The sequence below is a fragment of the Amycolatopsis sp. BJA-103 genome (assembly GCF_002849735.1).
Lineage (GTDB): Bacteria > Actinomycetota > Actinomycetes > Mycobacteriales > Pseudonocardiaceae > Amycolatopsis.
This window is the reverse complement of sequence record NZ_CP017780.1, coordinates 3,616,694-3,638,931: the sequence shown is the minus strand read 5'-3', so window position 1 is coordinate 3,638,931 and position 22,238 is coordinate 3,616,694. Positions and strand designations below refer to the sequence as shown.

Annotated in this window: 22 protein-coding genes; 10 read left to right on the top strand and 12 right to left on the bottom strand. The window is 68.6% G+C overall.

Going from position 1 to position 22,238, the window contains the following annotated elements:
- Positions 1–62: 62 nt before the first annotated feature.
- Genes BKN51_RS15815 through BKN51_RS15805 form a run of 3 tightly spaced genes read right to left on the bottom strand, consistent with a single transcriptional unit; the run spans position 63 to position 2,009 of the window.
- Positions 63–1,022 (bottom strand): pyridoxal-phosphate dependent enzyme, encoded by a 960-nt coding sequence (locus BKN51_RS15815; protein WP_101608398.1) that lies wholly within the window; start codon positions 1,020–1,022, stop codon positions 63–65.
- The gene (locus BKN51_RS15810; RefSeq protein WP_101608397.1) at positions 1,019–1,663 is read right to left on the bottom strand and encodes a helix-turn-helix transcriptional regulator; all 645 of its coding nucleotides are present in this window, start codon (positions 1,661–1,663) and stop codon (positions 1,019–1,021) included. Before BKN51_RS15810 ends, BKN51_RS15815 begins: the two co-directional genes overlap by 4 nt.
- Positions 1,656–2,009, bottom strand: coding sequence for a RidA family protein (locus BKN51_RS15805; protein WP_101608396.1), 354 nt, complete (start codon positions 2,007–2,009; stop codon positions 1,656–1,658). The genes BKN51_RS15810 and BKN51_RS15805 overlap by 8 nt, the downstream gene beginning before the upstream one ends.
- 112 nt (positions 2,010–2,121) lie before the next feature.
- Between BKN51_RS15805 and BKN51_RS15800 the strand changes: the two genes are divergently transcribed.
- Complete coding sequence (locus BKN51_RS15800) at positions 2,122–2,883, top strand: GntR family transcriptional regulator (RefSeq protein WP_101608395.1); 762 nt, start codon at positions 2,122–2,124, stop codon at positions 2,881–2,883.
- A gap of 46 nt (positions 2,884–2,929) precedes the next feature.
- Here the strand turns inward: BKN51_RS15800 and BKN51_RS15795 are convergent, their stop codons facing one another.
- Positions 2,930–4,279, bottom strand: a complete 1,350-nt coding sequence (locus tag BKN51_RS15795) for an SLC13 family permease (RefSeq protein ID WP_101608394.1) — start codon at positions 4,277–4,279, stop codon at positions 2,930–2,932.
- 152 nt (positions 4,280–4,431) lie between these two features.
- Here BKN51_RS15795 and BKN51_RS15790 point away from each other — a divergent pair, with 152 nt between their 5' ends.
- The 4 genes from BKN51_RS15790 to BKN51_RS15775 all read left to right on the top strand — a co-directional run bounded on the left by BKN51_RS15790 (position 4,432) and on the right by BKN51_RS15775 (position 9,900).
- On the top strand, positions 4,432–5,598 hold the full coding sequence (locus BKN51_RS15790; RefSeq protein WP_101608393.1) for a pyridoxal-phosphate-dependent aminotransferase family protein: 1,167 nt from the start codon (positions 4,432–4,434) through the stop codon (positions 5,596–5,598).
- 10 nt (positions 5,599–5,608) lie between these two features.
- Positions 5,609–8,527, top strand: coding sequence for an FAD-binding and (Fe-S)-binding domain-containing protein (locus BKN51_RS15785; protein WP_101608392.1), 2,919 nt, complete (start codon positions 5,609–5,611; stop codon positions 8,525–8,527).
- Positions 8,527–9,264 (top strand): fumarylacetoacetate hydrolase family protein, encoded by a 738-nt coding sequence (locus BKN51_RS15780; RefSeq protein WP_101608391.1) that lies wholly within the window; start codon positions 8,527–8,529, stop codon positions 9,262–9,264. The genes BKN51_RS15785 and BKN51_RS15780 overlap by 1 nt, the downstream gene beginning before the upstream one ends.
- 432 nt (positions 9,265–9,696) lie before the next feature.
- Positions 9,697–9,900: a hypothetical protein gene (locus BKN51_RS15775; protein WP_101613235.1), complete on the top strand. Its 204-nt coding sequence runs from the start codon at positions 9,697–9,699 to the stop codon at positions 9,898–9,900.
- 69 nt (positions 9,901–9,969) lie between these two features.
- Here BKN51_RS15775 and BKN51_RS15770 read toward each other — a convergent pair whose 3' ends face one another.
- The gene (locus BKN51_RS15770) at positions 9,970–11,538 is read right to left on the bottom strand and encodes a multicopper oxidase family protein (RefSeq protein WP_101608390.1); all 1,569 of its coding nucleotides are present in this window, start codon (positions 11,536–11,538) and stop codon (positions 9,970–9,972) included.
- Complete coding sequence (locus BKN51_RS15765; RefSeq protein ID WP_101608389.1) at positions 11,535–11,915, bottom strand: hypothetical protein; 381 nt, start codon at positions 11,913–11,915, stop codon at positions 11,535–11,537. The genes BKN51_RS15770 and BKN51_RS15765 overlap by 4 nt, the downstream gene beginning before the upstream one ends.
- A gap of 80 nt (positions 11,916–11,995) precedes the next feature.
- Between BKN51_RS15765 and BKN51_RS15760 the strand changes: the two genes are divergently transcribed.
- Positions 11,996–12,931: a LysR family transcriptional regulator gene (locus tag BKN51_RS15760; RefSeq protein ID WP_101608388.1), complete on the top strand. Its 936-nt coding sequence runs from the start codon at positions 11,996–11,998 to the stop codon at positions 12,929–12,931.
- Here the strand turns inward: BKN51_RS15760 and BKN51_RS15755 are convergent.
- From BKN51_RS15755 to BKN51_RS15745, 3 genes are all read right to left on the bottom strand, one after another.
- Positions 12,921–13,979, bottom strand: a complete 1,059-nt coding sequence (locus BKN51_RS15755) for a S1 family peptidase (protein ID WP_233223141.1) — start codon at positions 13,977–13,979, stop codon at positions 12,921–12,923. The genes BKN51_RS15760 and BKN51_RS15755 overlap by 11 nt on opposite strands.
- A gap of 369 nt (positions 13,980–14,348) precedes the next feature.
- On the bottom strand, positions 14,349–15,479 hold the full coding sequence (locus BKN51_RS15750) for an SGNH/GDSL hydrolase family protein (RefSeq protein WP_101613234.1): 1,131 nt from the start codon (positions 15,477–15,479) through the stop codon (positions 14,349–14,351).
- A gap of 8 nt (positions 15,480–15,487) precedes the next feature.
- Positions 15,488–16,060, bottom strand: coding sequence for a TetR/AcrR family transcriptional regulator (locus BKN51_RS15745; protein WP_101608386.1), 573 nt, complete (start codon positions 16,058–16,060; stop codon positions 15,488–15,490).
- 119 nt (positions 16,061–16,179) lie between these two features.
- Between BKN51_RS15745 and BKN51_RS15740 the strand changes: the two genes are divergently transcribed.
- From BKN51_RS15740 to BKN51_RS15730, 3 genes are all read left to right on the top strand, one after another.
- Complete coding sequence (locus BKN51_RS15740; RefSeq protein ID WP_101608385.1) at positions 16,180–17,028, top strand: hypothetical protein; 849 nt, start codon at positions 16,180–16,182, stop codon at positions 17,026–17,028.
- A gap of 18 nt (positions 17,029–17,046) precedes the next feature.
- Complete coding sequence (locus tag BKN51_RS15735; protein ID WP_101608384.1) at positions 17,047–18,084, top strand: hypothetical protein; 1,038 nt, start codon at positions 17,047–17,049, stop codon at positions 18,082–18,084.
- Between the two features lie 354 nt (positions 18,085–18,438).
- Positions 18,439–19,299 (top strand): endonuclease/exonuclease/phosphatase family protein, encoded by an 861-nt coding sequence (locus tag BKN51_RS15730; RefSeq protein WP_101608383.1) that lies wholly within the window; start codon positions 18,439–18,441, stop codon positions 19,297–19,299.
- Here the strand turns inward: BKN51_RS15730 and BKN51_RS15725 are convergent.
- Genes BKN51_RS15725 through BKN51_RS15715 form a run of 3 tightly spaced genes read right to left on the bottom strand, consistent with a single transcriptional unit; the run spans position 19,286 to position 21,320 of the window.
- Positions 19,286–19,732: an ester cyclase gene (locus BKN51_RS15725; protein WP_101608382.1), complete on the bottom strand. Its 447-nt coding sequence runs from the start codon at positions 19,730–19,732 to the stop codon at positions 19,286–19,288. The two genes, BKN51_RS15730 and BKN51_RS15725, sit on opposite strands and share 14 nt — an antisense overlap.
- A 2-nt stretch (positions 19,733–19,734) precedes the next feature.
- The gene (locus BKN51_RS15720) at positions 19,735–20,151 is read right to left on the bottom strand and encodes a Dabb family protein (protein ID WP_101608381.1); all 417 of its coding nucleotides are present in this window, start codon (positions 20,149–20,151) and stop codon (positions 19,735–19,737) included.
- Entirely contained in the window at positions 20,148–21,320 is a 1,173-nt protein-coding gene (locus BKN51_RS15715; RefSeq protein ID WP_101608380.1) for an MFS transporter, read from the bottom strand. The genes BKN51_RS15720 and BKN51_RS15715 overlap by 4 nt, the downstream gene beginning before the upstream one ends.
- A 118-nt stretch (positions 21,321–21,438) precedes the next feature.
- Between BKN51_RS15715 and BKN51_RS15710 the strand changes: the two genes are divergently transcribed.
- A complete protein-coding gene (locus tag BKN51_RS15710; protein WP_101608379.1) occupies positions 21,439–22,206 on the top strand; it encodes an EI24 domain-containing protein in 768 nt (255 codons plus the stop codon).
- Positions 22,207–22,238 lie beyond the last annotated feature (32 nt).

The following is a 22,238-nucleotide window of genomic DNA, read 5'->3' as shown; positions in this document are numbered from 1 at the left end:
GTTCCGTCCCTGATCACGTGAGTGCGGTGCCGAGCCACGGCCGCACCGCACTCACGAGGGTTTCAGCGCGCGATCAGTTCCGCGAAGCGTTCCGGGCTGACGTTCCCGCCGCTGATGATCACCCCGACCCGGCCCGAGACGGGCACCTGACCGCTGAGCAGCGCGGCGAGACCGGTCGCCCCGCTCGGCTCCATGACGAGCTTCAGCCGCTCGAACGCGAACCGCATCGCGTTCCGGACCTGGTCGTCGGTGACCAGCGCGATGTCGTCGACGAGCTTCCGGTTGATCGAGAAGGTCAGCTCGCCGGGGATCTCGGCGGCCTGGCCGTCGGCGATCGTCCGGGGGACCGGGATCGAGACGCGTTCGCCCGCTTCCAGTGAGCGTTTGGTGTCGTCGCCCGCCTCGGGTTCCACACCGACGACCCGGATACCGGGCTGCACGGCCTTCGCGGCGGTCGAGCTGCCCGCGATCAGGCCACCGCCGCCGACCGGGACGACCAGGGTCTCCAGCGAACCGGTCTCCTCCAGCAGTTCCAGCGCCGCCGTGCCCTGTCCGGCGATCACGTGCGGGTGCTCGTACGGCGGGATGAGCGCCAGGCCGCGTTCGGCCGCCAGCGCTTCACCGATCGCGACGCGGTCGCCGGTGTAGCGGTCGTAGGTGACGATCTCGGCGCCGTAGCCCGCGGTGGCGTCCTTTTTGGACTGCGGGGTGTCCTCCGGGATCAGGATGACCGCGCTGCTCCCGAGTTCCCGTGCGGCGAGCGCGACGGCCTGGGCGTGGTTGCCCGAGGAGTAGGCGGCGATGCCCTTGGCCAGCTGTTCCGGCGAGAGCCGGGAGGCGGCGTTGTACGCGCCGCGGAACTTGAAGGCCCCGACACGCTGGAGGTTCTCGCATTTGATGAAGACCTCGGCGCCGACGAGGTCGTCGAGGGTACGGGAACGCACGACCGGGGTCCGGTGCGCGACGCCTGCCAGGCGGGCGGCGGCGTCACGGATGTCGTCGATGGTCACGGGGGCGGTCATGATGCTCCTTGATCACGGATTTCGGAGAGGTAGTTGTAAGCGGACGCGCGTGAGATGCCGATCCGGGCCGCGACCTGCGGCACCGCCCGCCGCACGGCGAAGACGCCGCGCGCGTGCAGGCTGCGGAACAGGTCGAGGCGTTCTTCGCGGCTGAGCGCGGCCCAGGGTTTGTTCAGCCGCAGCTGATGCTCGTCGACGATCGCGTCCACCACCGCGTCGACGTCGTCGCCGAAGGTGGTCGTCGGTGTTTCGGTGGCGGTGCCGACGTCGGCGAGTTCGCCGACCAGCGTCCGCAGTTGGCCCAGCACGGTGACGTCGAGGTTCACGCACAGCGCGCCGAACACGGAGCCGCCGCTGTCGCGCAGCAGCATGGTCGAAGACTTCACCAGCTTCCCGGACGCCGTCCGGGTGACGTAGTTCAGCTGGTCTTCGGCCTCGTCACCGCGGGCGAGCAGGCCCATGCCGATCTCGCTCATCGACCCGCCGACGCTGCGATCGGTGACCGAGCCGGCGATCGCCACCACGGACTTCTCCGGCCGCCGGAAGTCGTGGACGACGACCTCGCAGAACGAGCCCAGCGTCGCCGCGATGCCGTCGGCGACCGGGGCGAGCGCGTCGAGGATCGCGTCCTGCTCAGACATCGCGTACTCGGGCGAGGGCCTCGACTTCGACGGCGCCACCGTAGGGCAGCGACGCGACGCCGACGCATGTGCGGGCGGGCCGCGGCTCGGCGAAGAACTCTTCGTAGACGCGGTTGAGGCCGTCGCGGTCGACGATGTCGATCAGATAGACGACGACCTTCACCACGTCGGCCCGGCTCGCGCCCACCGAACGCAGCGCGGCGTCGAGATTCGCGAAGGCCTGCGGGCATTCGGCGTCGAATCCGCCGGGCACCAGGTCACCGGGCTCGGTCACGCCGAGCCGTCCGGACACGGAAACCAGGTCACCGCTGCGGAAGGCCGGGGGATACGGATGCTCGTTGGTCACGAGACTGACTGTATAAGCCTTGGACTAAAAGTCCAAGCGAGCGAAAAGTGACGTACCGCTCACGCAGGTCGGAAGTGATTGATATACCGTATACAGAAAGGGAGGGGTCTCGATGACCACGAGTTCGACGACTGCGGCTTCGGCTGACGTGGTGCGGCACGAAGACGGCCGGATCGTCGCACCGCCGAGTATGGCCGATCTGGCCACCCAGGCGCTGCGCGCGATGATCCTTTCCGGCGAACTCCCGCCCGGTACGCGGCTGGTCGAGGCCAAGCTCACCGAGCGGCTCGGCGTTTCCCGCCCGCCGCTGCGCGAAGCGTTGCAGGTCTTGGCCTTCGAGGGGCTCGTCGTGCCCCATCCGCGGCGCGGGGTCATCGTCCGCCCCCTGACCCGGCACGACGTGTACGAAATCATCACCCTGCGCGAAGAACTCGAAGCCTTCGCCGTCCGGATCGGGATCCCGGTCCGTTCGCCGGAGCGGCTGCAGGCCTGCCGGAACGCCTTGGCCGCCTTCGAGCAAGCCGGCCTCGACGGTGACGAGGGTGTCTTCACTCAGCGCAAGTACGACTTCCATCAGTCGATCGTGGCGCTGGCAGGCCATGAGCGTGTCACCGAGGCGTATCGCGCCCTTTCCCTGCAGATGCAGCTGTGCATGGCGCTCAACCGCAGTGCCCGCCGCGACGGCGAATCGCTGATGCAGAACGTCGAGCGGCATCGCGAACTGCTCGCCGTCATCGAGGAGGGTGATCCCGAGGCGGTCTTGAAGGCGCTGGCCGACCACGGGCACGGCAGCTTCCTCGACGCGGTCGTCGATCAGCTCGACGGCGGCAGCCCCGAATCCGAGCAGTGGCTGGCCGAGCGCCGATCCCGCTAGAGTCCACATCGGACGGTCTAGGCAGACCGTCCGATGTGGAGTGACCTCAGCCCCAGCCGGGCAGGATGAACAGCAGCCAGGTCGTGATGGGCGCGATCGCGCACATACTGAATCCCCAGATCATCAGTCCCCGGAACGTCTTGTCGTTCTGACCGGCCGGCGCGTTGGCCACGACGAGGGCGCCGCTGGTCGAGAACGGCGACGAGTCGACGACCGAAGACGAGATGGCCAGCGCGATGATCATGCTCACCGCGCCGACCTCGCCCGCCAGCAGGAACGGCACCGCGAGCGGGATGAGCGCGCCGAGGATCCCCGTCGTCGACGCGAACGCCGAAACCACCGCGCCGATCGCACAGATGAGGATCGCGGCCAGCAGGGGTGAACCGATCCGCGTCACCAGGTTGCCCAGCCAGTCGATCGTGCCGACCCGTTCCATCAGCGAGACGAACGTGACGATCCCGCAGATCAACAGCACCGTCGGCCACGCCACCTCGCTGACGGCCGCCTTCGCCGAACCCGGCGAGACCAGCGACAGCACCGTCGCCACGGTCAGCGCGGTGAACCCGACGTCGAGTTTGAACACCAGCGCGCCGACCGCGAGTGCCGCCAGTCCGATCAGGGTGAACACATGGTCGCGAGTGAGCGGAAGGCGCTCCTCGGGCTCGTCGGTTCCACCGCTGGTGGGCGACGGCGCCGGGACTTCGGTCATGGTCGCGCCGGCCGAAGCACCGCTGAGCGCGAGCGCCGCGGCGGGCTGAGCGACCACCTCGGTCTTGGCGGCCGCAGAGCGGCGGATCAGTTCGCGGCCGCCGAAAAGGAAGAACACGATGGCACTCAGCAGCAGGTTGAAGACGAAGGAAGACGCGAACAACAGTCCCGGATTGCTCGGCAGGTTGTCGCGCGCGACGACGCCGTTGACGATGCTGCCGAAGATGCTGATGGGGGAGAAGCCGCCCGCGCTGGCGCCGTTGATGATCAGCAGGCCCATCAGCATCGGGTTGATCGCGTAGCGGCGGGCGAAGCCCATGCCGATCGGGGCGATGATCGCCACCGCGGCGGGCACCACCGCGCCGACCGCGGTCAAGGTCGCGGTGACCACGAACATCACCCAGGGGATCAGGGCGATCCGCCCGCCGACGGCGCGCACCACCAGGTGCACCAGCCGGTCGACGGTGCCGTTGCCTTTGGCTATCGCGAACAGCAGCGTCACCCCGACCAGGATGACGAAGAGATCGCCGGGGAACCCCGAAACGATGTCGTCGGTGCTTTCCCCGACGAACGCCGTGCCGATCACGAACGCCGCGACGAACGCCAGCGCTCCCATGTGGACGGGGAGCACGGTCGCGATCAGGAACACCAGGGCGAGCGCCACGACTGTGACGAGTTGTATGGACATCTGAATCCTCTGCGGTCGGCGCTGACACATCCAGGGACTTGAAGTTGGTGCCGGTACCCCCTCGACGGAGTTCGGTACACGGTATACCTTTCAAGCAGCGAGACCAAGGTTTCGCTTTGTGGAACATCTCGATGCCGAGCGTGGAGGCGCACATGACATACGCAGCCGGACGTCACTTCCTGCAGATCCCGGGCCCGACGAACGTCCCGGACGTGGTGCTCCGGGCGATGTCGGCGGCCACCATCGACCACCGCGGACCCGAGTTCCAGGAGCTGGCCAAGCAGCTGCTGCACGACATCAAGCCCGTCTTCGGCACCACGAACCCGGTGGTCATCTACCCCGCCACCGGGACCGGCGCGTGGGAGGCGGCCCTGACCAACACGCTCAGCCCCGGCGACACCGTCCTCGCCTTCGAGACCGGCCACTTCGCCACGCTGTGGCAGGAAATGGCGCGGGGCCTCGGGCTGCACGTCGACTTCGTGCCGGGGGACTGGCGGCACGGCGCCGATCCCGAGGTGGTCGCCGAGCGGCTCGCCGCCGACACCGCGCACCGGATCAAGGCCGTCTGCGTGGTCCACAACGAGACCTCCACCGGTGTCGCCAGCCGGATCCCGGAGATCCGCGCCGCGATCGACGCCGCCGGGCACCCCGCGTTGCTGCTGGTCGACACCATCTCCTCGCTGGGCTCGATCGACTACCGGCACGACGAATGGGGGGTCGACGTCACCGTCGCGGGCTCGCAGAAGGGCCTCATGCTCCCGCCGGGCATGAGTTTCAACGCGATCAGCGACAAGGCCCTCAACGCCGCCAAAACCGCGTGCCTGCCGAAGATCTTCTGGGACTGGGGGCCGATGCTCACCGCGAACGAGCGTGGCTTCTTCCCCTACACGCCCAACACCAACCTCATGTACGGGCTGCGGGAGGCCTTGCGCCTGCTCTACGACGAGGGTCTCGAGAACGTCTTCGCGCGCCACGCCCGGCACGCCGCCGCCACGCGAGCCGCCGTGCGCGGCTGGGGGCTGGAGGTCCTCTGCCAGGACGAGCGCGAACATTCCGGTTCACTGACCGCGGTCCTGGTCCCCGAAGACGTCGACGCCGACAAGGTCCGCGCGATCATCCTCGACCGGTTCGACATGTCCTTGGGCGCGGGACTGGGCAAACTCGCCGGGAAGATCTTCCGGATCGGGCATCTTGGCGCGTTCAACGACCTCACGCTCGCCGGAACCCTCGCCGGTGTCCAAATGGGACTCACGCTCGCCGGGGTCCCCGCCGATCCACGCGGGCTGCAGGACGCCCTCGAACTGCTGCAGAACGACTGAGGGCCCGCCGATGACAGCCGAACTGACCCGTACCGGCCCGCTCGAAGACGCGCTGTCCGCGCGGATCAAGGGGGAAGTCGCCTTCGACGACTACACGCGCCACCTGTTCTCCCGCGACGCGAGCATGTACTCGATCATGCCGCGTGGCGTCGTGTTCCCCCTCGATCACGAGGACGTCGCCGCGGCCGTCGCCACCGCGGCGGAGTTCGGCGTGCCCGTCGTCCCGCGCGGGGCGGGCACCAGCCTCGCCGGGCAGACCGTCGGCCCCGGGCTGGTGCTGGACCTCTCCCGGTACATGAACCGGATCCTCGATCTCGATCCCGTCGCGCGCACGGCCGTCGTCGAACCCGGTGTCGTCCAAGACCAGCTGAACAAGGCTGCGGCCGCCCACGGGCTGATGTTCGGGCCGGACACCTCCACCAGCAACCGCGCCACCATCGGCGGGATGGTCGGCAACAACTCGGCGGGTTCCGGGTCGCTGACCTTCGGCATGACCATCGACCACATCCGCGCGCTGGACGTCGTCCTCGCCGACGGTTCCACCGCCCGCCTGGAACCGGTGAGCGAGACCGAACGCGTGCGTCGTGCCGAGGCGGACACCCTCGAAGGCCGTATCTACCGCGAACTGCCCGAACTCGTCACCGCGAACGAGGACGCCATCGCCAAGGGCATGCCGGTGTTCTGGCGGCGCGCCTGCGGCTACCGGCTCGACCGCCTCTCCGGGTACGGCGACGGCAATCCCTTCGACCTGGCCAAATTCGTGGTCGGCGCCGAAGGCACCCTCGTGCTGGCCACCCGGATCGAAGTCGATCTGGTGCCCAAGCCGAAGAAGACCGTCTACGCGGTCGGGCATTTCGACACCACACATGGCGCGATCTCGGCCACGCTCGACGCGCTCAGCTGCGAGCCGCATCAGGTCGAGCTGATGGACAAGACCATCCTCGACCTGTCGCGGGAGAAGATCGAGTACGCCGATCTCGGCAACCATCTCGTCGGCGACCCGGCGGCGCTGCTGTTCGTGTCCTTCTCCGGCGACGACGAGACCGTCCTGGCGGCGAAACTCGACGAGGTCGCCGAACTCTGGGAGCGCGACGGGCACGGCTATCACACGCTCAAGCTGGTCACGGCCGCCGAGCAGGCGGCGCTGCTCAAGGTGCGCAAGTCCAGTCTCGGCTTGCTGATGGCGGCGGGCGAGGGCACCAAACGGCCGCTGGCGTTCATCGAGGACACCGCCGTCGACCCCGAGCACCTGGCTGAGTACACCGCGCGGTTCAAGGGGATCCTCGACGAACACCGCCTCGACGCCGGGTTCTACGGGCACTGTTCGGTCGGCTGCCTGCACATCCGGCCGTTCGTCGACCTCACCGATCCCGCGCAGGTCGACACGATGCGCGTGGTAGCGGAGAAGATCAAGGACCTCGTCGCCGAATTCGGCGGCGTGAACTCGTCCGAACACGGCGACGGTCTGGCCCGCTCGGAGTTCAACCGCGAGATCTTCGGTGACGAACTCTACGAAGCCATGCGCCAGGTCAAGAAACTGTTCGACCCCGCGGGCACGATGAACCCCGGCAAGATCGTCGACGCGCCCCCGATGACCGAGAACCTTCGTGACCGCGACGCCCTGCCGCCCGCGCCGCCGTTGCGGACCATGTTGTCGTTCGAGGTCATCGGCGGAGGCGGGATGCGCGACGCCGCCGACCGTTGCATGAACATCGGGCTGTGCCGCAAGACCACCGCCGGCGTGATGTGCCCGTCCTACCAGGTCACCTTGCAGGAGGAGCATTCCACGCGCGGTCGTGCCAACGCCTTGGTCAAGGCGCTCTCGGAGCCGGACCCGAAGGCCGCGCTCGGCGGGGAGCGGCTCAACGAGATCCTCGATCTGTGCCTGATGTGCAAGGCATGCAAGAGCGAATGCCCGATGAGCGTCGACATGGCGTCGCTCAAGGCCGAGACGCTGTACCAGCATCACGAGGAGCACGGCACCCCGCTGCGGTCGCGGATCTTCGGCTCGATCCGGTTCCTCAACCGGATGGGCTCGGCCACCGCGCCACTGTCCAATGTGCCCGGCCGGATCGGCTTGCTGCGCAGGGTGATGGAGCGGACCGTCGGGATCAAGGCCGAGCGTCCGCTACCGAAGTTCGTCCGGGACAACCTCGTGCGCTGGAACCGCCGTCGTACCACGGCCCCTGGGACGGCGGGAACGGTGAACTGGCTGGCGGACTCGTTCACCACCTTCACCGAACCGCAGATCGGCAAGGCGGCCATCGAGTTGCTCGAAAGCGCCGGCTGGGCGGTGGAACTCGCTTCCGGCGGCTGTTGCGGGCGGTCGAGCCTGTCCAAGGGCCTGCTCGACGACGCCAAGAAGAAGGCGGCCGGTTTGGTCACGTCGCTGGCCCGCGACACCGAACCCGGATCGCCGATCGTCGGATGCGAGCCGTCGTGCGTGTTCACCCTGCGGGACGAGACTTTGGCGCTGCTGCCGGAACTTCCCGAAGCGCGGCAGGTCAAGGAGCGAGTCCGCCAGGTCGAGGAATTACTCGTCGAGGCCATCGACGACGGCAGGCTGAAGCTGCCGGAGCGATCGTGGCTCAGCGGGCGACGCGTGGTCTTCCACGGCCACTGCCATCAGAAGGCGGAGGTCGGCACTGTCGCCACGATGGCGCTCCTGCGCCGTATCCCGGGGCTGGAGGTCGCCGAGATCGACTCCGGATGCTGCGGGATGGCGGGCTCGTTCGGCTTCGAGGCCGAGCATTACGAGACGTCGATGGCCGTCGGCCGTGACCGTCTTTTCCCGGCGCTGGAAAAGGAACCGGAGGAGACGCTGGTCGCCGCCACCGGGGTTTCGTGCCGCCAGCAGATCTTCCACGGGGCGGGCCGGACGGCGTGGCACCCGCTCGAACTCGTCCGCGAAGCGCTGGGTGGTTCGTGATGCGCCTGATTCGCTTCGATACCGAGGGAACCGCCCGGACAGGGTGCGTCGAAGGCGACGTCGTCCGCGCTTACGACCCGGTCACCGGTCCCGGCGAGATCGTCGGCCCGCTGTCCGGTGTCCGGCTGCTCGCGCCGTGCGATCCGCGCACGATCGTCTGCGTCGGCAGCAACTACGCCTGCCAGCTGAAGGAAAAGGGCCGTTCCTGGCCAGAACAGCCGGCGCTGTTCCTCAAGGCTCCCAACGCCGTCACCGGTCCGGGGCAGCCGATCCTGCACCCGCCCGAGGTCGAACGCCTGGAGTACGAGGGCGAACTCGCCGTCGTCATCGGCAGGACCGCGCGGAACCTGACCGCAGACGACGTCGATGCGCACATCCTGGGCTACACCTGCGCCAACGACGTGACCGCGCACGACTGGCGGGCCGACGGCCAGTGGGCGCGGGCCAAGAGCGCCGACACGTTCCTGCCGCTCGGACCCTGGATCACCACCGACATCGAGAACGGAGACCTCGGAGTGACCACCCGGATCAACGACCGGATCGTCCAGCGGTCCAGTACCAGGGAGATGATCTTCGGCGTGCCCGAGATCCTCGCGTGGGTGACCCGCTGGTTCACCTTGCGCCCCGGTGACGTCGTGCTCACCGGCAGTCCTGCGGGCGTCGGGCCGATGAAGCCGGGGGACGAGGTCACCGTGGCGATCGAGGGGATCGGCGAGCTGACCAACCCGGTCCGCTGAGGGTGTCGTGAGGACGATCAGGGTCACGGGTGTCTCGGTACCTTCCGGGTGCCGTGTCGCGAAAGCCACTTTCGGGACATCAGACGTCGCGAAAGTGGCTTTCGCGACACGCGGGAGGGTGCTGTTACGAAAGCCTCTTTCTCAACAGCACCTTCTGGCGATCACCCGGCCAGACCTCGGTCCGGGTGGTCACGGCCCTTGACCTCCGTGCAGTGTCTTCGACCGACTCGCCGAGGCTCCGCTGAGGGTGTCGTGAACTGCGTGTTACTCGCGGGTAGTCGTTGAGGTTAACGGACTTCACTCGAACGAGCGACAGCTGTTTCATGATCATCAAATGGCGGTGACATGCCTTGTCCGGCCTTCGGTGATCAGGACATCCTCCTCGGCGTGCGGTCCCCTGGCCGCACATCCCCAGCCGAGAGGATGAACACCATGAGCGACACCCGGAGCACCACCCGCCGGTGGACGAAGCGCGGTCTGGCCGCCGGCCTGCTCGCGGTGCCGATGCTCGCCGTCTTCGGTGGCTCGGCCTCCGCGGCGGAGCTGACGCCGATCGCCGAGTACCTCGACAGCACCATCGCCGGTCTCTCGGCGTCGCTGGTCCAGGCGCTCGCGACGCTGCTCGGCGTGGGCTGAGCCTCAGGCGTGTCAGGAAAGGGGCTTTCAGGACGAAAAACGTCTTGAAAGCCCCTTTCCTGACAGCCGTCAGACCACTTCGAAGTTCGCCATCATCGCCATGTCCTCGTGTTCGGCGTTGTGGCAGTGGAAGACGTAGCGGCCGCGGTAGCCGTCGAAGCGGGCGATGACCTCGACCGACTCGCCGGGACTGAGATCGACGGTGTCCTTGATGCCACCGTCGAACGGTCCCGGCGGGCGTCCGCCGCGCGAAAGGATCCGGAACCCCACCAGGTGCAGATGCACGGGGTGATGGATGTCGGCGACGAACCGCCAGATCTCCGCCTCGCCGAGGCGCGGGCTCGCCGACATCAGGTCCGGCGAGAACGGTTCCCCGCCGATCACCCAGCCCTCTCGTCCGTGGACGGTCCCGGCGCGGAACGAGAACTCGCGCGTGGTCGTGGCCTGCTCGCGAGTGAGCGGCGGGATTTCGCCCAGCTTCGCCGGAACCCGGCTTTCGTCCGGCGCGCGGCGGGCGACGACGAACCGCATGACCTGAGCGGTCGAGCCGGTGCCGAGCCGGTTCACCAGGGTGACTTCGGTCCCGACCGGATACCGGCCGAAGTCCACGACGAGGTCGTACCGCTCCGCGGGTGCAATGGGCAGATGGTCGTGCTCGCGAGGTGTGTCGAGGAGGCCTTGGTCGGCGCCGATCTGGACGAAACCGCCCCCGCCGGGCGGTGGCGGATCCAGCGCCAGGTCGTAGCGGCGGGCGTTGGAGGCGTTGAGGATCCGGAGCCGGTATCGCACGGCCGCCACCTCGTGCACCGGCCACGGCGCGCCGTTGACGAGGATGACGTCACCGAAAACGCCCTCCACGTAAGCACTTTCCACTCCCGGTGTGGTCCGCAGCGTCCGGTCGAGAGACGGATACGCGAAGGCGCCGTGCTCGTCGAAGGAGCGGTCGGCGATCATCAGCGGCAGTTCGCGCTCCCCGGACGGCAGCCCCAGTGACTCCTCCTCGTCGTCGCGGACCAGATGGAAACCGGCGAGCCCCCGGTACACGGCGGGACCGGTGAAGTCCATGCGATGGTCGTGGTACCAGAGGGTCGCGGCCCGTTGCCGCAACGGGAAAACGTAGTCACGCGAGCCGTTCGAGAGCCGGGCGCGGGCATCGGTCATGCTGTGCCCGGCATGGCCGGCGTTCCAGCCGGACAGCGGCAGGACGAGGTCGGTCGGGTAGCCGTCGGAGTCGGCGGGCGTGTGCCCGCCGTGCAGATGGACGACGGTCGGGACGGGAAGTTCGTTGCGATGGTGGACCACGGCGGTCCGGTCCCGCCGTGATTCGATCGTCGGGCCGGGGAAGATCCCGTCATAGCCCCAGATCGGTGTCCGGACGCCCGGGAGGATCTCGGCCGTCGCCGCGCGCTGGGTGATCGTGTAGTGATCGGTGTCCGCTGTCCTTTGTGGACGCAAGACCGGCGGGATCGGCAGCGGTACCCGGAACGGCTCCGGCAAGGGGAGCCCGCTGCGCAGCAACTCGCCGGTGCCCGGCGAACCCTGCGCGAGCAGCCGGGGAGCGGTGAGCCCCGCGGCGAGGAGGACACCCGCTCCGCCGGCGAGCCCGAGGAACGTCCGGCGGGGGAGCCCGCGGCTCATCGGTCCACCCGCCAGATCCCGATGGTCGTCAGCACCACTCCGGTGACGAGGGCGACGCCGAGAGGGATGTGCAGGTCGAGCGCGCCCGCCATCCCGGCGAGGTACTGCGCGGTCTCGCCCGCCGCGAGCAGCAGGCTGACCCAGAACAGCCAGCGCGGTCCACGGACGAGCCACAGCACCAGTGCCGCCAGAATCTGGGCGTACGCCAGATACGACACAGCGTCGGCGCCCCATTTGTGCAGCCAGAGCATGTCGTAGTCGCCGCCGAGATAGCCGCCGGCGAACACCGGCTGGCCGATGATCGCGACGGCGTGGGCGCTCACGAGCACCCTGTTCACCACCAGCGTCCGGCTTCGGGTAGTCACGGTTCCACTCACGCGAACGAACGTAAGAGCCGAAGCCTTATGCTGTCCAAGACAAGATCAGTTATCTGTTCATAACAGGTGAGGCATCAGCAGTGGATCTTCTGGCGCTCCGGTACTTCCAGACGGTCGCCCGGCTCGAACACGTCGGCCGTGCCGCCGAGAAGCTGCGTGTCGCGCAGCCCTCGCTCAGCCGGACGTTGGCCCGGCTGGAAAACGACCTCGGCGTCCCCCTGTTCGACCGCCACGGCCGCCGGATCCGGCTCAACCGGTTCGGCGCCGCGTTCCTCCGCCGCGTCGACCGGGTACTGGCCGAACTCGACGACGCCCGGCAGGAACTCGACGACGCCGCCGGGCTGGAACGCGGCACGGTCACCGTCGCGGCCGAAAGCCTGCTCGTCCTCACCGAACCGCTGCGCACCTTCATTCCCGGTCATCCGCTGGTGGACGTGCGGCTGTCCCAGTCGTCGGCGGAGGGGATGGCGGAAAGACTCCGATCCGGTGACGTCGATCTGTGCATCACGTCGCAACCGTTGTCCGGCGACGACATCCGAAGCCGGGTGTTGCTCGACGAAGTCGTGATGCTCTGCGTGCCGTCCGGTCACCGGCTGGCCGGACGCGGCCGCGTCGGTCTCGCGGACCTCGAAGGAGAGCCGTTCCTCACCACGCGGCCCGGTTACTGGCAGCGCGCACTCGTGGATCACCTCTTCGCGAAGGCCGGCCTCGAACTCCACATCGTCTGCGAGGGCGACGAAGCCGCCGTGCTCTTCCAGCTCATCGACGCGGGTCTCGGCGTCGCGCTCGTGCCTTCCCTCGGCCTGCGGGCCGACACCAGCCCGACGGTGGTGTGGCTCGAGGTCGACGACCCCGAATGCCGTCGCGTGCTCAGCGTCGCGTGGCGCGAGGACACGTACCTTTCCGCGGCCGCCCGGCGCTTTCGGGAGCACACCGTCGAACACTTCCGTGCACAGGCCGAAGCCGGGCCCGGTCGCGCTGACCAGGGCCCGGCTTCGGGAGGTGTTACGGGTTGAGCGTGACGCTGTAGGCGCTCAGGGCCTCGCCGATCGGCTGGAAGTACGAGCTTCCGCCGCCCTTGCCGGAGGTGATGCCCAGGCCGATGCTCCCGGAGAACAGGCAGCCGCCCGAGTCGCCGGGGTTGACCAGCGCGTTGGTCTGGATCAGCTGGTACACGGAGCCTTCGGCGTAGTTCACGGTGACGTTGAGCCGCTGGACCGAACCCGAGGTGAGGCGGGTGGTGCTGCCGCTCTTGCTGATCCGCTGCCCGACGGTCGCGGAACCGGCGGAGGAGATCTTCTGGGTCGAACCGTTCCACAGGGTGACCGCGCCGGGGCCGCTGCCGGAGGTGTTGCGGATCAGGCCGTAGTCGTTGGTCGGGAAGCTGGCGCCCTGCGACGGCCCGACGTTCCACTGCGAGACCGCGCGGGTGCAGTGGCCGGCGTCGAGGATGTAGTTCTGGCCGCCCTTGTTGGTGTTGAACCCGACCGAGCAGCGGGTGCCGCCGCCGGTGATGGCCTCACCGTTGTAGATCGCGGTGTGCATCTCGCCGGTGGTCCGCTCCACGCGGACCCGGTCGCCGAGCGCTTCGGCGGCCTTCACGAGGGCCTCGGAGCCCTTGGCGGCGTCGGACACGGTCAGTACTACCTGGTTGGTCTTCGGGTCGAGGCCGATCGACGTGTGCGTGACCGTGGGCAGCGCCTGCAGGGCGTTCTGCGCGCTCGAAAGCGCCGCGCTGGAGTGCTTGACCACGCGGGCCTGCGCGCCGGTCGCGGTCACCTGGTCCGCGGCGGCCTGGTCGAGCACGTTCACCACGGGCCGGGCGGAGTCGTCGAGGTAGCCGTCGGCGGCACGGGAACCGAGGGAGGCGGTGACCTTCTGCACCGTTTCGGCAGCTGCTGTCTGCGCCCGCAGGAAGTTCGTGGCGGCGGCCTGGCTGACCCCGGCGTCCGAAGCGAGGGACGTCACCGCTTCACTCTGCACGGTGGGGGAGTAGCCCTCGATGGTGGTGGCGGTGGCCGTTGATGGCGCCAGGAAGCCGATGACCGCGGCTGCGGCCACCATGGTGGTGGCGGTACGGGCTAAGGGGTTTGTGCGCATACCGGGAACTCACTTTCGCGAGGGAGGATCCAGCGCGAAGGGTGGCCACGCTGGACGCGGTGGGCGGCCGGGCACGGCCAAGGTGGCCCGGCACCGGTGATCCGGTCTCGATCCAGGGTGATCGCGTCCACCGGTGCCGGGTACCGACTTTCGTTGGGCAGGAAGAAAGATAGGTATCGCACCGATCGGCCTACCGACCCATTCGCGCACAGCAAACGGCGCCGTAACACCGATGTGATCACACGCCCGGCCTAGAGATCGTTCTCCGTACCACAGATCCGTGTGGGGATACGGGGTTCTCTACGGGGTCGTGAGCGTTTCCCTTGTCCAGGATCAGTCGTCGAAGGCGAGCCGGGCGAAGCGTTCCCCGATGAGCCGGTGCGTGGCCGCGTCCGGATGGAGTTCGTCGGGCAGTGGCATGGCGGCCTGGTCCGCTTCGCCGTACAGGGTGAGGCCGTCGAGGTAACGCAGGTTCGGATCGGTCGCGCTCCGCTCCTTGACGATGCGGGCGAGCTCGCCGCGGATCGTGGTGAGCGTCAGCTTTCCCGCGGCGGTCTCGGCGGGGTCGCCGGTGGCCTTGAACCGCAGCTTTCCGTCGCTCATCGCGACGGCGCAGGGGCCCGGCGTGTGCTCGTGAATCGCGCAGTGGATCGGCGAGACGACCAGCAGCGGCGTGGTGGGGTGCCCTTCCCGGATGGTGTCGAGGAAACCGTGCACGGCCGGGACGAACGCGCGCAGGCGCATCGCGTCGGAGTTGACGAGGTTGATGCCGATCTTGACGCTGATCAGGTCGGCGGGCGTGTCCCGCATGGCACGGGCGGTGAACGGGTCGAGCAGCGCGCTGCCACCGAAACCCAGGTTGACCAGCTCCACCCCGGCGAGGGCCGAGGCCACGGCGGGCCACGTTCCGGTCGGGGTCGCCGCGTTGGAGCCGTGACTGATGGAGCTGCCGTGGTGCAGCCAGGTCTTGCGACCGCCGTTCTGTGCACTGTGGACGGTCGTGTCGGTGCGCAAGGCGACCAGCTGAGTGGTTTCGTCGTGCGGCAACCAGATCTCGACGTCCTTCTCGTCACCGGGCAGCTCGGCGAAGCGCACGGTGCGCACGGGACCGGACTTGGTTCGCATGCTGCCGTCGGTCATGTCGATGGTGAGCGTGTCGCCTTCGGCCACGCTGGCTCGTCCGGCGAGGCTCCCGTCGACGAGCAGTTCGTAGACGCCGTCGGGCCGGGGCGGCACGCCGACGTAGACCCGCTTGGTGGCGATGACGTCCAGTTCGACGAGCGTGGCCGTGGTGCGGAAGGCCAGCCGGACACCGGACGGCTGCGATTCCGCCATGGCCAGCTGGCCGTCGGGGATCTGCTGCCGGGCCCGCGCGGGCAACCGGTGGGGGAGTACGCCGCGTTCCGTGCGCTCCAGGTCGAGGGCGCCGCGGACGAGGTCGGAGGTGATCGGGGTGGTGAGCATTTCCTTGTTCATTTCCTTCGGGGCCAAGCGCGCAGCAGGACGTCGAGCGCGTCGAGGATTTCGATCCAGCTTTCCTGTGAGCCGGGGGTGCTGTGACTGAAGCCGCCGGCGGACTCCAGTCCGACGAAGCCGCTGAAGACACTGCCCAGCAGCCGTACGGCGTGGGTCTGGTGCGGTTCGGCCAGGTCGTAACCGCGCAGGATCGCGCGCATCAACTCGGCGTGCCGGACGCCCGCGCTGGTGACGGCCTGTTCCGGTGCGAGCCGGAACCTCGCGGCGGTGAACCGGCCCGGGTGTGCGAGGGCGTAGTCGCGGTGGACGTTCGCCAAGGCGATCAGCGCGTCCCGGCCCGCCAGGCCCGCCACCGCTGTCGCGGCCAGGTCGGCGAGTTCGGCCAAGGCCAGCAGGGCGATCCCGGTCTTCAGTTCGTAAGCGCTCTTCACGTGCGAATACAGGCTCGCCGTTTTGACGCCGCATCGCTTGGCGACTTCCGTCGGGGTCACCTGCTCGAAGCCGACCTCGTCGGCCATCTCCGCTCCCACCGTGACCACGCGTTCCGTGGTCAGCCCTGCTCGCACCATGTTCGCCAGCCTACCATAGTCCATTCGGGATTTGCCTAATGTGTTTAGGAAGCAAAACCTGGGTTCGGTAGCGGCCGCCCTGACGGAAGCTGGGCGCAGCCCGAACGGAGGTGAGCGTGATGAACACAGTGGACCCGGCCCAGGCCCGGCGCGACCGCATCGAGCGCTGGAGGGGAGACCGGCGCCTGCTCGCCGGCGCGATCGTGGCCTCGGCCGTCGCCCTGGTGAGCGGATTCGTGGCCGGACACGGGTTCGGCTCCTTCGTCGAGGTGTTCCGGACCATGGCGATCGACAGCGTTTTCGACGACCGCTCCGATGGTGACCCGCCCTACGGCGTGGTGTGGGGAACCTTCGCCGTCTTCGGCGGTATCGCCGGGGTGAGCCTCGCCAATGTCGCCATGAAGCGCTACCAGGGCCGCCCGTCGGGGCCGGTGTTCCCGGTCGTCCTGCTGTTCGCGGCGAGTACCCTCGGCACCTGGGAATCGTCGCGGGAGTGGCTTCCGCCGCTCGCCGTCGGCATCGCGGTCGACCCGGTCTTCCACACGGACGAGAAGTGGGGATTCTGGGGATGGCTGCTGTACTACGCGGACCGGTGGGTGCCCGCGCTCATGCTCGTCCTGACCTTCCTCGTGCTGTGGTACGCCGTCCGCGTCTCGCGCCGGTACTCCGAGATGGTCCGGACCAGGGACTGGCTGCTGGCGTACGGCCGCCGGGTGCCCGCCCGGATCGTCGACGTGAAGGTGCACGTCGGCGGGGACGAATCGGGAACCCGGGTCGTCGGCACCACCGTCACGCTGTGCTTCGTCGACGTCGCGGGGGTCCGCCACTGGGTGACCCGCCGGACCCGGGACACCACCATCGCCACCGCCGAAGTGCTTTTCGATCCGGCGTCACCGGCCGATGACAAGAAGATCTTCGTGGCGCTCCGGCGCTGCCCCGCCCTCAGCGACTGGCTGCCCGCGGCCTGAAAGTCTGGAGTCACGTTCATGTCGGCTGTCCCCGAACCCACCCGCCCCGGCCCGCTCGCCCTCGTCCGCGGATTCCTGTCCGGGATCGTCATCGGGACGACACTGTGTGCCTTCGTGGTCGGCATCATCATCGAGTACGTCCCCCTGATCATCGCCGGTCTGGGGCTGCCCGTCGTCTACGGAATCCTGCTCTACCTCGCCGGGGCGCCGCGACGCGCCCGGGAGGCGGCGATCGTCCCGGTGGTCGCGCTCGCCAAGATCGAGAGCCTGCGGGCCAGTGGCACGGAAACGGGCGACATCCCGGTCGACTTCGTCCTCACCGTCGCCCCCGACGGCGCGGCGACGTACCGCGTCAAGATCCAGCACGGCGTCAACCTGGTGGACATCCCGAACCACCGGCCCGGCGGCATCCTCGTCGTCCAGTACCCGCCGAACAGGCCGTGGAAGGCGCAGATCGTGGACCGGCCTTCGCCGGAGTGGGAGCGCCGTGCCGCCGGCGCCGTGATCGAGTCCGCTCCGGAGACCAGTCTGGTCCAAGAGCAGGCGGAGGGCTGTGGGTACGGCGCGCTCACACTCTTCGGATTACTGCTCGGGGCGGCGCTCGTGCTGTTCCTGTTCCGCGCGGAGCTGTTCGGCCCGGAGTCGCGTACCGGGTCGGAAGAGACGCAGTCCTCGACGTCGTCCAGCGTGACCACGTCTTCGTCGGGCTCGGCCACGGTCACCGTCGGTCAATCGCTGCTGGGCGAGGGGGAGTTGCGCCGGGCGATCGACTCGCTGGCGGAGGCCGCGGACGTTTCGCAGGTGGTCACCGTGGTGATCGAAGAGCGACGGCTGACCGTGGTCTTCGCGCCGACCGACGCCCAGGTGCCGCGGTTCGACCTCCGCACCCTGGCCGTCGACGGCCTCCCGGCCCTGGTCAAGCGGGCGACGACCACGATCGACGTCGGCTCGCCGCAGACCTGGCAGGTCACGATCGTCCCGTTCGGGAACGTCGTGAGCAGCCGCGTCATCGTGACCGGTCCCGGCGGGAGCGGCTCACTCGCGGACGGTGGCTAGCGGTCGTGAGTGTGGTGATTCGGGTTAGAACCCGAATCACCACTCACGACCAACTCGACCAGGCATGCCACGTTTGCCCTTCCCCTCAACCGTCCTTTACCCGCTCACGACTCGCCTGGCCGGAGTGTGACTCAGGGCTGTGCGCGGTCGCCATGCCTGGTGTCGCGAAAGCCACTTTCGGGACATCAGACGTCCCGAAAGTGGCTTTCGCGACACGTTTGACTTGCCCGTCAACAACCCGAATCGCCACTCACGACACAGCCGGACGGCGGCGCGTTCACCCGAAGTGTCCAGTCGTTGAACACTCGTCTGACGGCTGGACTTCGCCCCGTCCCGCCGGTAGACCAAGATCCCGTGACCTCTGCCAAACGCCGCCTCGCGGGCGTTCTCGCCGTCCTCTTGCTCACGATGGCCGGCACCGCGGCTCCGGCCTCGGCCGCCACGAACCTGACCGTGCTGAGCTTCAACATCTGGCTGCAGGGCTCGCACGGCGGGATCGGCTCGGTGGTGAACCAGATCCGGGCTTCGGGCGCGAACGTGGTGGCGCTTTCGGAGACCGGCGGCGGCGCCACCGAAGCGATCGCCGACGCGCTGGGCTGGCAGCACACCGAGCCCGGCTGGGACATCGACGTGATCAGCGCGCTGCCGATCCAGGACACCGACTGGAAATCGTGGAACGACACGGGCGCGCGGGCCATCACGGCGAAGATCGCCGGGGTCTGGGTCTACTCGATCCACCTGGACTACACGAAATACGGCCCGTACAACGCGTGCTTCGACAAGGACGGCGTCAGCACGATCCTCGCCGACGAGACGAACCGCCGTCGTCAGGCCGAGCAGATCGCGGAATGGACGGGCAGCAGCCCCGGCATCGTCGCCGGCGACCTCAACAGCCCGTCCCATCAGGACTGGACTGCGGCCGCCAAGTCCCGGCACTGCGGCTACGAGGTGGCCTGGCCGACGACGAAGGCGTTCACCGCTCGCGGCTTCACCGATTCGTACCGGAAGCTGCGGCCCGACCCCGTCGCCGATCCCGGCGACACCTGGTCGCCGGTGGTCAAGGACAACCAGGGCAGGCCGGAGCCGCAGGACCGGATCGACTTCGTCTTCTACCGCGGCGGATCGATCACGCCCAAGAGCACCCGGACCTTCGGCGGCGGGTCGGGCTGGCCGTCGGACCACCTGGCCGTGCTGAGCGCGTTCACGGTGTCCTGACGGGGAGTTCACGCACTCCCAGCTGCTCGAAGAGCCAGAGGATGTCCGCGTTGATCCAGTATTCCGCGATCAGCCCGTCGGCCACGCGCAGGATGTCGGTGCCGTGGAAGGAAACGCGGCGGCCCACCTGCTCTTCGTCCGCGCCGGGGAACCCGCCTCGGTAGGTCCCTTCGGCCAGCCAGCGCAGTACGAGGACGTCCCCGTCGACGATCGGTCCGATGTGGACGGTGAAGAGCAGATCCGGGAACGCCGCGCGAAGGCCGCCCACCCAGGTCTTCAGGTTCTCCCTGCCGACGGTCGCCCGCACCGGCCCGCCGTCGAGCGGGGCCGCGTGCCAGGTGAAGTCCTCGGGCACGGTGGTTTCGGTCAGCGCCAGGTCGCCGTTCCAGATCGCCACCCAGGACTCGGCCAGTTTCGCGAATTGGCCCGCCATCGTCAGTCACCGTGCTTTCCGGGCGCGGCGCTGCCGGAGTACTCGCCGAGATCGGACACCAGCTTGGTCAGCTCGGCGTCGTTGTCGTAGCGGCGCTGGTGCAGTTCGGCGATCTTCGCGGCCATCTCGGGGTCCGGGTCGTCGGTGATGTCGAAGGACGCGAACTTGTCGACCAGCGGCAGCCCGACCCGGTCGGTGTTCCGGTGCGCCGGGTGGATGAGGTATTCCCAGTAACCTTCGAGATCCTCGATCGCGAAGACGGCGCCCCATTCGTACTCACCGCCGAAATCGCGGCCGACGACGAAGGATTTCACCGAGGGGACGACCCGGCCCTGATTGCGGAGGCTTTCCAAGGCTTCCTCGACCTGTTCCGGCGAGGCGCCGGGCCGGAGGGTGAAACGGTTGCCGTGGTAGATCATCGTGCTTCCTTTCGTTTCGAGAGAAGAGCGGCGAGTGCCGCTCCGGTCGCCATCGCGATGCCGGTCGAGGTGAAGGCACCGTCGATGCCGATGGTCTGGATGAGTGGCTGGACGACGAGCGGGGACAGGAACTGCCCGAGGAAGATCCCGGTGACCAGGCCACTGAGTACCCGGCCGCGTTGCGCGGGACCGGCGAACTCGGCCAGGCGCAGGTTGAGGTTCGGGACGACGAAGCCGACGCCGAAACCACCGACGAGCAGTCCGGCCACGACCTGGACGACGGTGCCCGCCGTTCCGATGACCAGCCAGCCCGCGCCCAGGAGCGCGACGCTGACGGTGGTGATCGCCGTGGAGTTCAGGCGTTTGCGCAGGCGAGGGAAGGCGAGGGCGCCGGCGACGCTGGTCAGCGTGCTCCCGGCGACCACGGCGCCGATGGCGGCGGGACCGCTACCGAAACCTTCCAGCAGGAACGGCAACTGCGTCGGCGCCATGTAGAAGACCAGCGTCGCGACCAGGGCCAGGACGTACACGCCGATGATGCGCCCGGGCAGCCGGGCTCGCTGGTCTTCACGCACCGTGGGATCGCTCCGCGGCGGTTCACGCAGGGAGACGATCGCGAAGACGGCCACGATCGCCGAGGCCGAGTACATCCAGAACGGTGCCTGCCAGTTCACCGTGGCCAGCAGCCCGGCCAGCGGCAGGAAGACGACACCGCCCAGGCTCGCGAACGCCTGCTGGAGCCCGAGGAAAGATGCGCGGCCGGGGCCTTCGAACCAGTCGGTGATCAGGGTGCTGACCGCGGTCATGATTCCGCCGACGGCGAGCCCGAGCCCGGCCCGGGTGACCAGCAGCAGGGAGAGGTCGCTCACGAAGAACCCGGCCGTGCCGGTGATCGCGTAGAGCACGAGCCCGGTCAGGAGCAGCGGACGGCGCCCGACGCGGTCGGCGAAGATCCCGGACAGCGGCGCGCTGATCGCGATCGCGAGCGAGGTCACGGTCAGTGCCAGCCGCACGAGAAGTCCCGAGCCGGGCGTACCGGCGAAGACCTCCCGCATGGCGGGCAGGCTGGGCGCGATGATCGCCGCGGCCATGATGGTCAGCGTTGCCGCCGCCAGCACGGTGCCGCGGGCCAGGCGCGTCGGCGTCAAGGCGGCTGCTCGGTTCGTCACGCCACCAACCTCGCAGCGGCGCCCCCGCGCTCGCGTCGGTGAAAATCGCCTATCTCCGCGGTATGCCGACGCGGCCGGTGAGGGCGGTCGTGATCACGGCCCCTGGTAGAAATGTCCGATGCGGGATTTCTTCAAGGGTTTCCGGATGTTCGGGCAAGGCCTGGGCATCCTGCTGCGGTCACCGAGACTGCTGCTGATCGGGGCGCTGCCCGCGGTGCTGACCACGCTGCTGCTCCTCGGCGGAGTCGTCGCGCTGGCGTTCTGGATCGACGATCTTGCGCTGCTGCTCACTCCCTTCGCGGACGACTGGGACGAGGGTTTGCGGACCGCGGTGCGGGTGGCGGCGGGTGCCGCGGTGTTCGGGGTGGCGCTGGCCATCGCCATGATCGGGTTCACGGCGATCACCCTCGCCATCGGCGGGCCGTTCTACGAGCACATCGCGGAGAAGGTCGAAGACGATCTCGGCGGCGTTCCCGGCGCGGTGGAGTTGTCGGGGTGGCGGTTGCTGGTGATGGGCCTGAAGGACGGGCTGTCGCTGGTGTTGCGCTCGCTGATGTTCACGATCCCGCTCCTGATCGCGGGCTTCATCCCCGTGGTGGGCCAGACCGTCGTGCCGGTCTTGCTGGCACTGGTCACGGCGTGGTTCCTGGCGCTGGAACTGATCGCCGTGCCGTTCTACCGGCGGGGGATGGGTTTGAAGGAGCGGCGGCGACTGCTGCGCAAGCGCCGCGCGCTCGCCCTGGGGCTGGGGCTTCCCGTGTCGCTGCTGTGCCTGATCCCTTTCGCCGCGCTGATCGTGATGCCGATGGGCTTCGTCGGTGGGGTGCTCGTCGCCCGCGACGTCCTCACGGGCGATGCGGTGGATCGGCCGCTGCCGGTGACCTGAGGCCATACCGTGCCGGTTGACCGGCTGTGCAG

Excerpts from the sequence above, each read along its gene's own strand:
- BKN51_RS15790 (WP_101608393.1), top strand. The coding sequence starts at position 4,432 with ATGACATACGCAGCCGGACGTCACTTCCTGCAGATCCCGGGCCCGACG.
- BKN51_RS15770 (WP_101608390.1), bottom strand. The coding sequence starts at position 11,538 with ATGAGCCGCGGGCTCCCCCGCCGGACGTTCCTCGGGCTCGCCGGCGGA.
- BKN51_RS15810 (WP_101608397.1), bottom strand. The coding sequence starts at position 1,663 with ATGTCTGAGCAGGACGCGATCCTCGACGCGCTCGCCCCGGTCGCCGAC.
- BKN51_RS15710 (WP_101608379.1), top strand. The coding sequence starts at position 21,439 with ATGCGGGATTTCTTCAAGGGTTTCCGGATGTTCGGGCAAGGCCTGGGC.
- BKN51_RS15755 (WP_233223141.1), bottom strand. The coding sequence starts at position 13,979 with ATGGTGGCCGCAGCCGCGGTCATCGGCTTCCTGGCGCCATCAACGGCC.
- BKN51_RS15720 (WP_101608381.1), bottom strand. The coding sequence starts at position 20,151 with ATGATCTACCACGGCAACCGTTTCACCCTCCGGCCCGGCGCCTCGCCG.
- BKN51_RS15815 (WP_101608398.1), bottom strand. The coding sequence starts at position 1,022 with ATGACCGCCCCCGTGACCATCGACGACATCCGTGACGCCGCCGCCCGC.
- BKN51_RS15795 (WP_101608394.1), bottom strand. The coding sequence starts at position 4,279 with ATGTCCATACAACTCGTCACAGTCGTGGCGCTCGCCCTGGTGTTCCTG.
- BKN51_RS15785 (WP_101608392.1), top strand. The coding sequence starts at position 5,609 with ATGACAGCCGAACTGACCCGTACCGGCCCGCTCGAAGACGCGCTGTCC.
- BKN51_RS15740 (WP_101608385.1), top strand. The coding sequence starts at position 16,180 with ATGAACACAGTGGACCCGGCCCAGGCCCGGCGCGACCGCATCGAGCGC.
- BKN51_RS15775 (WP_101613235.1), top strand. The coding sequence starts at position 9,697 with ATGAGCGACACCCGGAGCACCACCCGCCGGTGGACGAAGCGCGGTCTG.
- BKN51_RS15725 (WP_101608382.1), bottom strand. The coding sequence starts at position 19,732 with ATGGCGGGCCAATTCGCGAAACTGGCCGAGTCCTGGGTGGCGATCTGG.
- BKN51_RS15800 (WP_101608395.1), top strand. The coding sequence starts at position 2,122 with ATGACCACGAGTTCGACGACTGCGGCTTCGGCTGACGTGGTGCGGCAC.
- BKN51_RS15750 (WP_101613234.1), bottom strand. The coding sequence starts at position 15,479 with ATGCTCACCACCCCGATCACCTCCGACCTCGTCCGCGGCGCCCTCGAC.
- BKN51_RS15735 (WP_101608384.1), top strand. The coding sequence starts at position 17,047 with ATGTCGGCTGTCCCCGAACCCACCCGCCCCGGCCCGCTCGCCCTCGTC.
- BKN51_RS15745 (WP_101608386.1), bottom strand. The coding sequence starts at position 16,060 with ATGGTGCGAGCAGGGCTGACCACGGAACGCGTGGTCACGGTGGGAGCG.
- BKN51_RS15780 (WP_101608391.1), top strand. The coding sequence starts at position 8,527 with ATGCGCCTGATTCGCTTCGATACCGAGGGAACCGCCCGGACAGGGTGC.